This is a genomic window from Brevundimonas sp. T2-11, from assembly GCF_055397675.1.
Map to the genome: position 1 here is coordinate 2324693 of NZ_AP027920.1, position 13739 is coordinate 2338431.

The window sequence follows — 13739 nt, forward strand, 5'->3', positions numbered from 1 at the left end:
GCCGCCGTTCCTTTCGGGAACGGCGGCCCGATCATTCAAACAGAGGCTAGTTGCGGCCGTCGCGCAAGGTGTCCTTGAGCCCCCCGATAGCGTTCTGGACCTTGCCGGCGACCTGATCGGCGCGGCCTTCGGCTTTCAGCTTCTCGTCGCCGGTCAGCTTGCCGGCGGCTTCCTTGATCTTGCCGCCGATGTTCCTGGCGGCGCCTTCGACACGGTCATGATCAGGCATGGGAACCCTCTGTACTGACGCCGCCGGATTGACGGCGCTTCGACAGAAACAACCGTTCCCGACGGGTCAGGTTCCCGAAGCTTGCGCACGCAGCCATCTGGCCACGGCCCAGGCATGCGCCTCGTGACGCAGACGGGCCACAGCCTCCAGCGGGTCCAGCCAGACCAGTTCATGGTCGGCCTCGCACTGGGTCGAGGCGTCAAATCCGGTGATGCGGGCCGTCCAGAACCCGCCCACATTGTTGACCGGCGAACCGTCCGTCTTGCGGAAATACTGGGCCGCTTCGGCCAGCCGATCCTCGGGCTGGATGATCAACCCCGTCTCCTCGCCGAACTCGCGAACGAGCGCCTGCTGTTCGCTCTCCTCGCCGTCGACCGCGCCGCCAGGCAGGTCGAAATAGCTGCCTTCGCCTCGATCCACGCGGACACAGGCCAGCCTGCCGTCCCTTTCAGCCAGACCAAAGGTCGCGGCGCGGTGGGTGTAGTCTAGACCCGGACGGGCCGTTCCGAACTGCAGCATCATTGCGGCACACTAACGCGCGCCGAAGGCGATGCGAAAGCCTTAAAGGTCAAAGATCAATCGCGCGCGAACGCCCGGATAATGGGGGTCGAATTCGACCGCCGAACGCAACCCGCCCGCCATGGCGGATACGATCTTAGCGCCCAGCCCCGTGCCCTTCGGCGCACCGTCGCCCAGGCCGGGTCCGTCGTCCTCGACCGTCAGGACGGCGCGACCGCCTTCGCTCGCCTCCAGCACCACGCGGATCTCGCCGCCGTCACCGGGCGCATAGGCGTACTTCACGGCGTTGGTGACCAGTTCGGTGACGATGACGCCCAGCGAAACCGCCTGATCCGTCGTGACCCGCATGGCTTCCGCCCGCAACGCCAGACGAGGTGAACCGTCCCCCGGGCCGACCGACTTGCCCAGCTCCTCGACCAGACCGGCCAGATATTCATCCATCGCCACCGTGGCCATGTCGGACGACGTGTAGAGGCGACGGTGCACGTGAGCCACAGCCTCGATCCGCACCTGGGCTTCGCGCAGGGCCGAGCGCGCGCCCTCGTCGCCGAGTTGGCGCAGTTGAAGCGAAATGAAGCTGGAGACCAGTTGCAGGGAGTTGCCGACCCTGTGGTTGACCTCACGCAGCATGGCTTCGGCGCGATCGCGCGCCAGGCGGACCTCCTCCTGGGCCTCCTCGTTCTCGCGTTCGAGACGGCGGCGCAGCAGCGCGTCCTCGATCGCCGACCGCAAGAGGGCGGTGAAATCCTCGGACACGTCCTTGATGACATAGTCGGCGGCGCCTGCCCGCAAGGCCGCGACCGCGATGCGGCCGTCCTGAGCCCCCGTGACATAGACCACCGGCGGCGGCGTCGGCAGGGCCAGGATGTCGGGCAGGACATCCAGCCCCTCGCGCCCGGGCATGTAGTGATCCAGGGCGCAGATGTCGAAGGTCCCCGCACGCAAGGCTTCGTAGCCGGCGTCGGCGTCGGGCGCACAGGTCACCTCATAGCCGTGACGCGACAGCTCCTTCTGGACGAGACGGGACAAGCCCCGGTCGTCGTCGATGTAGAGCAGACGGATGGACGCCCCCGTGCCGATCACGCCGGTCAGATCTCCGGAGCCTGCATAACCGACAGGAACAGCCCCAGCTGGCGAATGGCGCCCGCAAAGGCCTCATAGTCCACCGGCTTGGTGATGTAGACATTGCAGCCCAGATCATAGCAACGCTGGATCTCGACCTTGTCGTCCGTAGTGGTCAGCACCACGACCGGCGCACGACGCAGGCGCTCGTCCGACTTCACCTTTTCCAGAATGTCCGTTCCCGACATGTCGGGCAGATTCAGGTCCAGCAAGATCAGCAAGGGCCCATTGGCGCGCACTTCCTCGCTGAAGAGGTAGCCCAAGGCCGCATCGCCGTGGTCGAAGTGAACAATGTCGTTGGCGATATTGGCGCGACGAATGTTCTTTTCGATCAGCTTGGCGTGACCATGGTCGTCCTCGACCATGACGATCTTCACCGAGTGGCTCACAGAGGGTCTCCTTGATCACCCAGCACAATCAACCGTGTGGGGAATTTCAAATGGAAAGTCGAGCCTTGTCCGAGCTCTGACTCCACGTCGATGGTTCCGCCGAGACGACGCACGCTGTTTCGGACGAAGGCCAGCCCCAGGCCTTCGCCCGGCTGATCCTGTTTGCCCGCACGACGGAACAGTTCGAAGATACGTTCATGATCGCGCGATGAAACGCCGCGCCCATTGTCGGTTATGCGATAGGACACCCAGCCCCCCGCTTCCTCCTCGCCCTTGACGACAATATGGATCGGCCGATCCGGTTGCCGATACTTGACCGCATTGTCGATCAGATTGCCGAAAATCTGCTCGATCGACAGCCGGTCGCTTTCGATCACGGGAAGATCGTCCACCGCGATCTCCCCCCCGGTCTCCACCACCTGATGCCGGACGCTGTCGGCGATGCCGCGCACCAGCGACGTCATGGGCAGAACCTCTGGAACCAGCCCCCGGCGCCCCTCGCGCGACAGTCTCAGGATGGCCTTGATCAGACCGTCCATCTTGGTGGTCGAGGCCCGGATGAAGTTGACGGCCTCGGGCACATCCTCTCGCACGGCGCGAACGGCTTCAGGATCGATCAGGTCCGGATGGGTCTGCTCGATGCGCGACAACTGCTCGTTCAGCGTCAGACCGACCTGCTCCAGTTCGGAGGTGTAACCCATGACGTTGACCAGCGGCGAGCGCAGGTCGTGGCTGACGATATAGGCGAAACGTTGAATCTCTTCGTTGGCGCGGGTCAGCTCGGCGGTCCGGTCACGCACCTGGTTCTCCAGGCCGGCGTTCAGGCGATCCAGCTCGAAGTGCGCGGCCTGAATTTCATCGACGTAGCGTCGAACGAGCCAGACGCTGATGCCGGCCAGAATCAGGATGAGCACTCCGGCCAGGGCATTGACGGACACCGTGATCGCTGAAGCCCGTTCCGATTGGCGGGTGCGCTCGACCAGTCGACGCGCCTCAATCGCATCGATCGCCGTCAGTTCGACCCGCATGGCGTCCATCAGCGCCTTGCCGCGTCCGCCCCGGATCAGCGACACCGCCTCGCCGATCCGCCCCGTCCGCGTGAGCTCGATCGTATCGAGCATCAACTGCATCCGCTCATGATACAGCGCCTGAACCAGCTCCAGCCGGGGAGCCAGTTCGGGATCCTCGCCGATCAGCCCCTCCAACCGCACCATCACGCCCGGCAAGGCGGCGACGGCGCGGTCATGGACCTTGAGGTATTCCGGCCTCGCGGTCAGCATGAAGCCCCGCTGCCCCGTCTCGGCGTCCACGACCAGGTTCAGAACATCCTTGGCGGCCAGGCGGACCTGCTGACTGTGATCGACCGTGTCGTTGTAGGCGGTCGTTCGCTGGATCATCACGAAGGTGGCGGCGTTCACCGCCAGCAGCAGCAGGATGGCCAGGGCCAGCAGGGCGATAATCGAACGACTGAGGGTCGGCGTGCGCAGGAAGACGCCGAAGGTCCTGAGGGCCGGCCGAATACGTTTCATATGTTGAACATCAACGACCTAACTCCCTGAGTCCAGTCGTTAACCTCGACGGCGGTCAGACCGTGCCGACCGTGCGCAGTCGGGCCTTGGGATGGACCTCGTTCTGGCTCATCACCACGGTCTGGCCGCGGAAGCGCTCGATGATGGAGCGGACATAGGGGCGCACCTGGGGTCCCGTCAGCAAGACCGGATTCTCACCCGCCATGGCGGCGCGCTCAAACACATCGCGGACGTTGCGGATGAAGTCCTGCAGGCGGCTGGGCGCCATGGCCAGTTGCTTGTCCTCACCGGGGCCGATCAGGCTCTCGGCGAAGGCCTGCTCCCAGTCCGGCGACAGGGTGATGATGGGCAGGGCGCCGTCGTCGCCGCGGTTGGCCCAGCACAACTGACGCGCCAGACGGGTGCGGACATGCTCGACCAGGGTGGTGACGCTGGTGGTGTGGGGCGCGGCCTCGGCCAGCCCTTCGAGAATGGCGGGCAGGTCGCGGATCGAGACCTTCTCACGCAGCAGGCTTTGCAGCACGCGCTGCAGGGTGGTGACGGTGACGACGGTCGGGATCAGTTCCTCGACCAGCTTCTTCTCTTCGCCGTTCAGTTCGTTCAGCAGCTTCTGCACCTCGGCGTAGGACAGCAGTTCGGCCATGTTCTCCTTGAGGATCTCGGTCAGGTGCGTGGTCAGCACCGTCGAGGGATCGACCAGGGTGTAGCCGCGGAAGGTCGCCTCTTCGCGCAGGCTTTCGTCGATCCAGGTGGCGGGCAGGCCGAAGGCGGGCTCGCGCGTGTGCTCGCCCGGCAGTTCGACCTGACGGCCCGCCGGGTCCATAGCCATCAGCGACGACAGACGCACCTCGCCGGCTCCGGCCTCCATCTCCTTGATCCGGATGGCGTAGCCCTGATTGGGCAGACGCATGTTGTCGAGGATGCGCACGCTCGGCATGACGAAGCCGTATTCCTGGGCCAGCGAACGGCGCAGGGCGCGGATCTGATCGGTCAGGCGACGCCCCTCCAGATCATTGATCAGCGACAGCAGGGCGTAGCCCAGTTCGATCTTGACCTCGTCGATGGTCAGGGCGGTCGAGATCGGCTCCTCGACGTCCTCCTTGGGCTTGCCCAGGTCCACGGTCTCGACCGGGGCGGGCTTGAGCCGGTCACGCCCAAGCTTCCACGCCATGAAGCCCGAGCCCAGGGCCAGGGCGGCGAAGGGGATCAGCGGCATGCCGGGGATCAGGCCGATCAGGCCCGCCGCCCCGGAGACGACGCCCAGACTGACCGGATTGGTCGCCAACTGGTTGACCAGGGCCTTGTCCGCCGAACCCTCGACGCCCGCCTTCGACACCAGGAAGCCGGCGGCGACCGAGACGATGATGGCCGGGATCTGGGTCACCAGACCGTCGCCGACGGTCAGCTGGACATAGGTGTTGGCCGCCTCGCCCACCGGCATGCCGTGCTGCGTCACCCCGATCAGCAGACCGCCGATGGCGTTGATGAAGGTGATGATCAGACCGGCCACGGCGTCGCCGCGCACGAATTTGGAGGCGCCGTCCATGGCCCCGAAGAAGGTGGATTCCTGCTCCAGCTCCTTGCGACGCAGCTTGGCCTGGTCTTCGTTGATCAGGCCCGACGACAGGTCGGCGTCGATGGCCATCTGCTTGCCCGGCATGGAGTCCAGGGTGAAGCGGGCCGAGACCTCGGCGATACGGGTCGAGCCCTTGGTGATGACGACGAAGTTCACCACCAGGATGATGGCGAAGATGATCACGCCGATGATGAAGTTGCCGCCCATCATCAGCTCGCCAAAGGCGTTGATGACCTGACCGGCGCTGTCGTGGCCTTCCTGGCCGTGGGTCAGGATCAGGCGCGTCGAGGCCAGGTTGAGGCCCAGCCGATACAGGGTCGAGACCAGCAGGACCGTCGGGAAGATGGCGAAGTCCAGCGGCCGCTTCATCATCACGGCCGTCATCAGGATCAGCACGCTGGACACCAGCGAGATCGCCAGCAACAGATCCAGAAGCATCTTCGGGATCGGCAGGATCAGCAGCATGATGACCGCGATCACGCCGATCGCCAGCCCCACGTCGCCGCGCAGCAGCCAGCCGAGCGCATCGCGCCCGGTGGGGCGCGCGTAGCCATCCTTCATCAGGATCGGCGCATCAGCCATGGCGGCAAGCGAAGGTCATCTCGCCTGATGACAGGATTCGCGTGGTGTCAGCCATGCCCGAGGGCCTTCAGCGCCAGACGAGTCGCGTCGGCGATGACGGCTTCGCGCTGGGCGTCCGTCGAATCCCGCGTGGCGTGGAAATAGACGGCGATGACGATGGGCTCACCACCGTCGGGGCGCTGGATCAGGCCGATGTCATTGGTCGGACCATAGCCGCCGGTGCCGGTCTTGTGCGCCACCGTCCAGCCGGTCGGAACGCCCGCCTTGATCCGCCCCGCCCCCGTCGGCGTCTCGGTCATCCAGCGCATCAGCAGGGCCCTGGACGCCGCGTTCAGCGGGGTGTCGGGCGCGACCAGCAGGCGGCTGATGTTCTGCACCGACTGGATCGGGGTGATGGTGTCCTTGTCGCCGTCGAGGCGGTTCATCTCGGGCTCGAGACGGTCGACGCGGGTGCTGTCGTCGCCGATGCCGCGATAGAAGGCGCGCAGGGTCTCCAGCCCGCCCATCTCGCGGATCAGGATATTGGCGGCGGGGTTGTCGCTCAGCTCGACCGTGGCCTTCATCAACTGTTCGACCGTCAGGGTCGAACCGACCGCCTTTTCCGTGGTCGGGGCGTGGTTGATCATGTCGGCGGCGGTGATCGGAACGGCGCGGTCCAGCCGCTCCTGCCCCGTCTGGACGCGCAACAGGGTGGCGGCGGCCAGATACATCTTGAAGGTCGAGCAATAGACGAAGCGCTCGTCGCCGCGCCAGGCGGCGTTCACGCCCCCAGAGGCGACGGCCAGACCCAGGCGGCCGCCATGACGCGCTTCCAGATCCGACAGATCCAGGTCCAGGGCGCCGGCCTCCTCGACGTCGGCGTCCAGATCGGTCTCGGCCGACTGCACCTCGCGCGAGCAGGCGGCCAGCGCCAGCGCGCCTGCTCCCAGCAGAACCGTGCGGCGGTCGGCGCGCATGGGTCTAGCCCGCCGCGCCGTAGGCGGCGGCGACGCCCGACTGGGGCGCCGGAATGGCCGTGCCCTCGTCGGCGTATTCGTTCAGCTTGTTGCGCAGGGTGCGGATCGAAATGCCCAGGATGTTGGCCGCATGGGTGCGGTTGCCCAGGCAGTGGTTCAGGGTGTCGAGGATCAGGGTCTTTTCCATCTCGGCGACGGTCTGACCGACGAAGCTGCGGGTCATGGCGTCAGCCATCTGGGCCGCGTGACCGGCGACGCCCGCGTCATAGACCGAGGCGGTCGGCGACGGGACGGTCGAACCGCCCTCCAGCAGGGGGCGGCCGTCCGGCAGGCGGATGGCGTCGATGTCGATCTCGGCGCCGGTCGCCAGAAGGACGGCCCGGTGCATGGCGTTTTCCAGCTCGCGCACATTGCCGGGCCAGCGGTGGCCGACCAGGGCGCGGCGGGCGTCCGACGAAATGGGGCGCGGCGGCACGCCGTTGGCGGCGGCGTATTTGCGGATGAAGTGGTCGCACAGGACGGCGATGTCGCCCGGGCGCTCACGCAAGGACGGCAGACGCAGGTTCACCACGTTCAGACGGTACAGCAGGTCTTCGCGGAAGGTCCCCTCGGCCACGGCCTTGGCCAGGTCGCGGTTCGAAGTGGCGATGATGCGGATGTTGACCGGCACCGGCTTGGAGCCGCCGACGCGATCAATGACGCGTTCCTGAATCGCGCGCAGCAGCTTGGCCTGCAGGCGGGCGTCCATCTCGCTGATTTCGTCCAGCAGAAGCGTGCCGCCGTCGGCCTCCTCGAACTTGCCGATGCGGCGGGCCACGGCGCCGGTGAAGGCGCCCTTCTCGTGGCCGAACAGTTCGGATTCCAGCAGGTTGTCGGGAATGGCGGCGCAGTTGACGCTGATGAAGGGCTTGTCCGCGCGCTTGGAGCCGGTGTGCAGGTGACGGGCCATCACCTCCTTGCCGACGCCGCTTTCACCGGTGATCAGGATCGAGGCTTCCGAACGCGCCACCTGATCGGCCAGGCTGATGACGGCCTTCATCGCCGGGTCGGCCGAGATCATCGGGCGCTCGTCGTCGGCCACGGCGGACAGGACGGCGGCGATCAGGTCCGCTTCGGGCGGCAGGGGGATGAACTCCTTGGCCCCGGCGCGGATGGCGTCGGCGGCTTCACGCGCGTCGGCGTCCACCCCGCAGGCCACGACCGGAACGTGGATGCGCTCGGCGTCGTTGGCGGCGATCAGGGCGGCGATGTCGATGCGGTAGTCGACCATCATCAGGTCGGCCCCCTGCCCCCGGCGCAATTGCTCGGTCGCCTGATCGGCGCGTTCGACGTGCTGGACCTTGGCGCCGTGCGCCATGGCCATCTTCACCGCCGTCGCCAGCTGTCCGCTGAGCCTGCCAACCACCAGAAGCCGCATGGGTCTTCTCCTCTAGATCTCTACTGCGAAAACCGGGCGGCCAATCAGGCGCCCGAGTCCTCGGTCTTGATGATTTCCGTCATGGTCACGCCCAGGCGGTCCTCGACGACGACGACCTCCCCACGGGCGACCAGGCGGTTGTTGACGAAGATGTCGATGGCCTCGCCGACCTTGCGGTCCAGCTCCAGCACCGAGCCGCGGTTCAGCTTCAGCAACTGGGCGACCGACATATGGGCCTTGCCCAGGACGGCGGAGATGTTGACCGGCACGTCGAAGACGGTGGCCAGGTCGGCGGCGGACTTGTCTCCGGCCTCGTCGGCGAGGGTCAGGGCGGTGGAGTCGCCGAACTCTTCCAGCGAGAGATCGTCGGTGGCCATCAGAAGGCGCTCCTGTCGAGGGATTCAGCATGACCGGCCTCGGCCGCGAGCGCGGCCTCCAGCGCGGCGGAAACACGGGCGGCGACGCCCTCGGGATCGAACTCGGCGCGGCCGTCGGCCCATTCCAGGGCGAAGGCGGCGGCCGGCGCGCCGGCGTCCTCGCGGAAGGCGATCAGACCGGTGAAGCCGGCGTCGGCGCACAGGGCCTCGATGTGGGCGCGGGCCGTCTCGTCCAGACCGGCGGCGCGGACCAGCAGGCGCGGCGAGGCGTCGATCTCCTGGCCCAGTTGCTCGATGGCGGCTTCCAGCGGACGGCGGGGGAAGCGGTCGAAGGCGGTCGAGGCCAGGACGCGGGCGGCGGCGACCGCCAGCTCGGCCGACTGACGGCGATGGGCCTCGGCGATGGTGCTGAGGGCGCCGGCGGCATGGGCCGCCTGCTGGGCCAGGGTCGACAGGGCGTCGGCGCGCAGGGCCTCGACCTCGGCCAGGGCCTGCTGACGGGCTTCCAGCCGAGCCTGCGCCACCAGGGCGTCGACCTCGGCGGGGGCGAAGGATCGCTTGACCGGTTGCCAGGCCGAGGGGCGCACGACGTCGCCCGAGGCGTCGAACTCGGTGTCGAAGATGAAAGGGCGGGCTGTAGAGGGGATGCCGGTCATGTCAGTAAATCAACTCGTCGTCGCCGCTCTGGCCGGCCAGCATGATGTCGCCGCGCGCGGCCAGGTCCTTGGCCACCTGGACCATGGTCATCTGGGCGGCGTCGACGTCCTTGAGGCGCACCGGCCCCATCGACTCCATGTCCTCGCGCATGATCTTCGAGGCGCGCTCGGACATGTTGGAGAAGAACATTTCGCGCAGGGCATCCGAGGCGCCTTTGAGCGCCAGGGCCAGTTGGTCCTTCTCGACCGCGCGCAACAGGGTCTGAACCCCGCCGGGGTCCAGCTTGGACAGGTCCTCGAAGACGAACATCAGCGAGCGGATACGCTCTGCGGAATCACGGCTGCGCTCCTCCAGGGCGCCGATGAAGCGGGCTTCGGTCTGGCGGTCGAAGCTGTTGAAGATGTCGGCCATCAGTTCGTGGCTGTCGCGCTTGGAGGTGCGGGCCAGGTTGGACATGAACTCGGTGCGCAGGGTCTGCTCGATCTTGTCGAGGATGTCGCGCTGCACCGGCTCCATGCGCAGCATCCGCTGGACGCACTCCAGGGCGAAGTCCTCCGGCAGGGCCGTCAGCACGCGCGAGGCGTGGTCGGGCTTCACCTTGGACAGGATGACGGCGACTGTCTGCGGGTATTCGTTCTTCAGATAGTTGGCGAGGACGGCCTCGTTCACGTTGCCGAGCTTGTCCCACATGGTCCGCCCGGCGGGGCCGCGGATTTCCTCCATCAGGGCGTCCACGCGGTCGCCCGGCATGAAGGAGGCCAACAGACGCTGGGTCTGCTCATAGCTGCCCATCAGGGCGCCGGCGCCGCCGATGCCCGAGACGAACTCGACCAGGACTTCCTCGACCACCTGAGCCGCGACGGTGCCAAGACCAGCCATGGCCTGGGAGATTTCCTTGATCTCCTCCTCGTCCAGCTGCTGCCAGAGGATGGTGTGCTCCTCGCCCAGCGACAGCAGGACGACAGCGGCCTTCTCAGGCCCCGTCAGCTTGCGGATATCGTCGATCGGCCCCTTTTTTCCCACGAGACGGGTCATCAGCTTTCATGCACCCAGGAGCGGAGGATCGCGGTGGATTCCTCCGGATGCGTGTCCACGAAGTCGGCGACCTTCTTGATCGAAGAGGCCTTCACCTGACCCTCGATGCGAGCGATGTCGAGGCGTTGATCCATGTCGCTGGGACCGGCCAGCATCTGCGGTTGGCCCGGCAGGGTTCCACCGACCAGTTGCGTGTCCAGCGGCGTCACAGGCATGCCGTTGGCGCCGACCAGCGCGGGCGTCGCCGCACCGCCCGTCGCAGCCTTCAGCAGGGGACGGACAACGAAGAAGATCAGCAGGAAGCCGGTGATGACCAGCACCAGCAGCTCGATCCCGCGCATGATGTCGTTCTTGTCGAAGTTGAACATCGACGAGCCTTCGTCCGCGCCCGGCGCCGCCGAGGGTTCGCGATTGAAGCGGACGTTGACAACTTCGATCTTGTCGCCGCGCGTCTCGTCGATGCCGACAGCGGCGGCCACCAGGGTCTTGATCTGCTGGACCTCCTCGGCCGTGCGAGGAGCGTAGGTCGGCGCGCCCTTGCCGTCGGCGGCGGGGGTGTACTTGCCGTCCACGGCGACCGAGACCGACAGCTTCTTGACCTCGCCCGGCTCCTTCACCGTGGTGGTGGTGGTGTTGGAGATCTCGTAGTTGGTCGTCTCGGTGTTTTCCGAGTTGGTCGAGCCGATGGGCGTCGTGTTCGGAGCCTGACCGCCGGGGATGTTGTTGGTGGCGGTGACGCCGCCGTCGGCCTGACCCGTCGTATCCTGGGACTGCGAGCCGTTGGTCGAGGTCGAGCGGACGACCTGGCCGTCGGGGTCGAACTTCTGCTCCTGGGTGGTCGAGCGGCTGTGATCGATGTCGGCCGTCACCTGGACGCGCGCCGCGCCGGCGCCGACAACGCCCTCGACGATGTCCTTGATGCGGGTCTGCAACTGGGACTCGGTCGTGGCCTTGGCCGCCTCGGCGGTGGCCGAGGTGAAGCCGGTGTCTTCCGAGCCGGCCGCCAGGGTCCGGTTGGACTGGTCCGTCACCGTGACCTTGTCCGGCTTCAGGTTCGGCACCGAGGAGGCGACGACGTTGCGGATGGCCCGGACCTGATCGGCGCTGAGGTCGCGACCGCCGACGCCTACGACCACGGCGGCGGTCGGGTCGGTGGCGGCGGCCTGGAACATCTCACGGCGCGGCATGGTGATGTGCACGCGAGCCGAGGTGATGCCGCGCATCGACATGATGGTGCGCGACAACTCGCCTTGCAGGGCGCGCTGTTCGTTCAGGTTCTGCTGGAACTCGGTCTGACCCAGGACCGACTGGTTATCGAAAATCTCGTAGCCGACGCTGCCCGAGGTCACCAGCCCCTTGCCCGCCAGCATCAGGCGCGCCGTGCCGACTTCGTCGCGGCTGACGAAGATGGTCGAGCCGTCGCCCTTGGAGCTGTACCTGATGCCCGCCTGATCCAGGGCGGCGCCGATCTCCGACGCCTCGCGCAGGTCGAGGTTGGAATAGAGCAGAGCGTCGGGCGCTTGGCCCACCCGCAGCATGACGGCGACCAGCACCGCGGCCACGCCGGCGGCGACGCCGAGCACCGCGGCCAGACGGCCGATACCGAACTTCTGCAACGCCGCCGTGAAGCCGCCCACGCGTCCCCGCCCATCCACTGGCGGGATGAACTGATCCCGCTAGGCAGAAACTGCCGCCTGGATGGTAAACGCCGCGTTAAGATGCGTTAAAGATTGAGGGAATCCCGCTTCACCATTCCGCCACGCGGCAGGGTTGGAGTCCGCACAACGACGGTATACATCATGAAGGAAAGGCGGGGCGATGAAACGGGAAGCTTGGATTTACAGGGCGGCAGCGATCCACGGGCTGGTCCTGCTGCTCGCTGTCTTCTGCGTTTGGCAAGTCATTCAACTGGCGGTTTGGGTCTGGCCCCATCTGCCCGAGTGGGCGACCCGCCCGGCCGGTCGCGGGTTGGCGCTTGCCGACTACCCGTTCGTCGCGCTCGGAGCCTACGCCTTGGTTGGCTTGGCCCACTATGTGCTTTTCCCCTTGTATCGCTTGATGCGGGTGCCGGACGACGTGCTTGATCCCGAAGGACAGACGCCCGACTACCCGTTCAAGTCACAGCCAAAGACGCTCGAGGAAATCGCGAAGCGCGAGGCGCAAAGAGAGCCTTAGGCCGCCTTCAGCAGCTCGGCCTTCTGATCGCCGGCCGCCTTGATGCGGGCTTCGGCGATGGCGTCGGCGATCAGGTGGGTCGGCTTGTTCTCGACGACCGAACGCTCGAGGATCTCCTCGAAGGTCTCCATCAGACGCGACAGCTTGCCTTCGACCCACGAGGCGTCATAGGCGCCGCCCGACTGGCGAGCATTCATTTCCGAGGCGACGTTGATGATGCCGCCGCCGTTGACGACGTAGTCGGGGGCGTAGAGCACGCCGCGACGGAACAGCTCGTCGCCGATGTCCGCGGTGGCCAGCTGGTTGTTGGCAGCGCCGCAGACGGCCTTGACCTTGAGGCGGTCCAGGGTCTGCAGGTTCAGCGTCGCGCCGAGGGCGCAGGGCGCATAGATGTCGGCGGCGACGCCATAGATGGCGTCGGGGGCGACGATCTCGGCGCCGGTCGCGGCGGCGACGGCTTCCAGGTTGGCCTGGTTGACGTCGGTGATGATCAGCTTGGCGCCGGCCTTGTGCAGCTTCTCGGCCAGATAGGCGCCGACGTGACCCACGCCCTGGATGGCGACGGTCAGGCCGGTCATGTCGTCCTGCTTGAACAGTCGGCGCGCGACGACCAGGTTCGAGCGGAACACGCCCTCGGCGGTGACGGGGCTGGGGTCGCCCGAGGCTTCCGGGCCGTCCTTCAGGCCCAGGACGTATTCGGTGACCTTGCGCGCTTCGGCGATGTCCTCGACCGAGGTGCCGACGTCTTCGGCGGCGTAGTAGTTGCCGCCCAGGCCGTTCAGGGCGCGACCGAAGGCGCGGAACAGTTCCGGCGATTTCTGGGTGCGGCTGTCGCCGATGATGACCGACTTGCCGCCGCCCATTTCCAGATCCGCCACGGCGTTCTTGTAGCTCATGCCCTTGGACAGACGCAGGACGTCCTCCAGCGCCTCGGCGGCGGTGGCGTAGTTCCACATGCGGGTGCCGCCGACGGCGGGACCGCGCGCGGTGGAGTGAACCGCGACAATGGCCTTCAGGCCGGTTTTCTCGTCGTGGAAGGCGTGGACGCCTTCATGGTTCGCGAAAGAGGGGGAATCAAACAGCGTCTTGCCCATGACAGGCCTTTCCTGGGGTATTTTTTATGCGCGTGGAGATACGCCGCGCCCGCCTACAGGGCAAGCGTGTCGGTTTCACGTC

Annotated in this window: 14 protein-coding genes; 1 reads left to right on the forward strand and 13 read right to left on the reverse strand. The window is 66.6% G+C overall.

Translation table 11 applies throughout. The features are described from left to right. Nucleotides 1-46: 46 nt before the first annotated feature. The 12 genes from ACZ5XO_RS11355 to fliF all read right to left on the reverse strand — a co-directional run bounded on the left by ACZ5XO_RS11355 (nucleotide 47) and on the right by fliF (nucleotide 12025). Entirely contained in the window at nucleotides 47-229 is a 183-nt protein-coding gene (locus tag ACZ5XO_RS11355) for a CsbD family protein (RefSeq protein ID WP_464162454.1), read from the reverse strand. Nucleotides 230-295: 66 nt separating this feature from the next. Then, nucleotides 296-748: an NUDIX domain-containing protein gene (locus ACZ5XO_RS11360; RefSeq protein WP_464162455.1), complete on the reverse strand. Its 453-nt coding sequence runs from the start codon at nucleotides 746-748 to the stop codon at nucleotides 296-298. Between the two features lie 42 nt (nucleotides 749-790). After that, on the reverse strand, nucleotides 791-1831 hold the full coding sequence (locus ACZ5XO_RS11365; RefSeq protein ID WP_464162456.1) for a sensor histidine kinase: 1041 nt from the start codon (nucleotides 1829-1831) through the stop codon (nucleotides 791-793). A gap of 5 nt (nucleotides 1832-1836) precedes the next feature. Further along, on the reverse strand, nucleotides 1837-2259 hold the full coding sequence (locus ACZ5XO_RS11370) for a response regulator (protein WP_464162457.1): 423 nt from the start codon (nucleotides 2257-2259) through the stop codon (nucleotides 1837-1839). Beyond that, on the reverse strand, nucleotides 2256-3788 hold the full coding sequence (locus ACZ5XO_RS11375; RefSeq protein WP_464162458.1) for a sensor histidine kinase: 1533 nt from the start codon (nucleotides 3786-3788) through the stop codon (nucleotides 2256-2258). The genes ACZ5XO_RS11370 and ACZ5XO_RS11375 overlap by 4 nt, the downstream gene beginning before the upstream one ends. Nucleotides 3789-3843: 55 nt before the next feature. Beyond that, the gene (gene flhA / locus ACZ5XO_RS11380) at nucleotides 3844-5946 is read right to left on the reverse strand and encodes a flagellar biosynthesis protein FlhA (protein WP_464162459.1); all 2103 of its coding nucleotides are present in this window, start codon (nucleotides 5944-5946) and stop codon (nucleotides 3844-3846) included. A 47-nt stretch (nucleotides 5947-5993) separates the two neighbouring features. Then, nucleotides 5994-6902: a class A beta-lactamase gene (gene bla / locus ACZ5XO_RS11385; RefSeq protein WP_464162460.1), complete on the reverse strand. Its 909-nt coding sequence runs from the start codon at nucleotides 6900-6902 to the stop codon at nucleotides 5994-5996. Nucleotides 6903-6906: 4 nt separating this feature from the next. Then, complete coding sequence (flbD, locus tag ACZ5XO_RS11390; RefSeq protein ID WP_464162461.1) at nucleotides 6907-8319, reverse strand: sigma-54-dependent transcriptional regulator FlbD; 1413 nt, start codon at nucleotides 8317-8319, stop codon at nucleotides 6907-6909. Between the two features lie 44 nt (nucleotides 8320-8363). Next, the gene (fliN, locus tag ACZ5XO_RS11395) at nucleotides 8364-8696 is read right to left on the reverse strand and encodes a flagellar motor switch protein FliN (protein WP_464162462.1); all 333 of its coding nucleotides are present in this window, start codon (nucleotides 8694-8696) and stop codon (nucleotides 8364-8366) included. After that, complete coding sequence (locus ACZ5XO_RS11400) at nucleotides 8696-9352, reverse strand: FliH/SctL family protein (RefSeq protein WP_464162463.1); 657 nt, start codon at nucleotides 9350-9352, stop codon at nucleotides 8696-8698. The genes fliN and ACZ5XO_RS11400 overlap by 1 nt, the downstream gene beginning before the upstream one ends. 1 nt (nucleotide 9353) lies before the next feature. Beyond that, nucleotides 9354-10388: a flagellar motor switch protein FliG gene (fliG, locus tag ACZ5XO_RS11405; protein ID WP_464162464.1), complete on the reverse strand. Its 1035-nt coding sequence runs from the start codon at nucleotides 10386-10388 to the stop codon at nucleotides 9354-9356. After that, nucleotides 10388-12025 (reverse strand): flagellar basal-body MS-ring/collar protein FliF, encoded by a 1638-nt coding sequence (gene fliF / locus ACZ5XO_RS11410; protein WP_464162465.1) that lies wholly within the window; start codon nucleotides 12023-12025, stop codon nucleotides 10388-10390. The genes fliG and fliF overlap by 1 nt, the downstream gene beginning before the upstream one ends. 181 nt (nucleotides 12026-12206) lie before the next feature. Here fliF and ACZ5XO_RS11415 point away from each other — a divergent pair, with 181 nt between their 5' ends. Further along, entirely contained in the window at nucleotides 12207-12563 is a 357-nt protein-coding gene (locus ACZ5XO_RS11415; RefSeq protein WP_464162466.1) for a hypothetical protein, read from the forward strand. Here ACZ5XO_RS11415 and ACZ5XO_RS11420 read toward each other — a convergent pair. Further along, nucleotides 12560-13657, reverse strand: coding sequence for a Glu/Leu/Phe/Val family dehydrogenase (locus ACZ5XO_RS11420; RefSeq protein WP_464162467.1), 1098 nt, complete (start codon nucleotides 13655-13657; stop codon nucleotides 12560-12562). The two genes, ACZ5XO_RS11415 and ACZ5XO_RS11420, sit on opposite strands and share 4 nt — an antisense overlap. Nucleotides 13658-13739 lie beyond the last annotated feature (82 nt).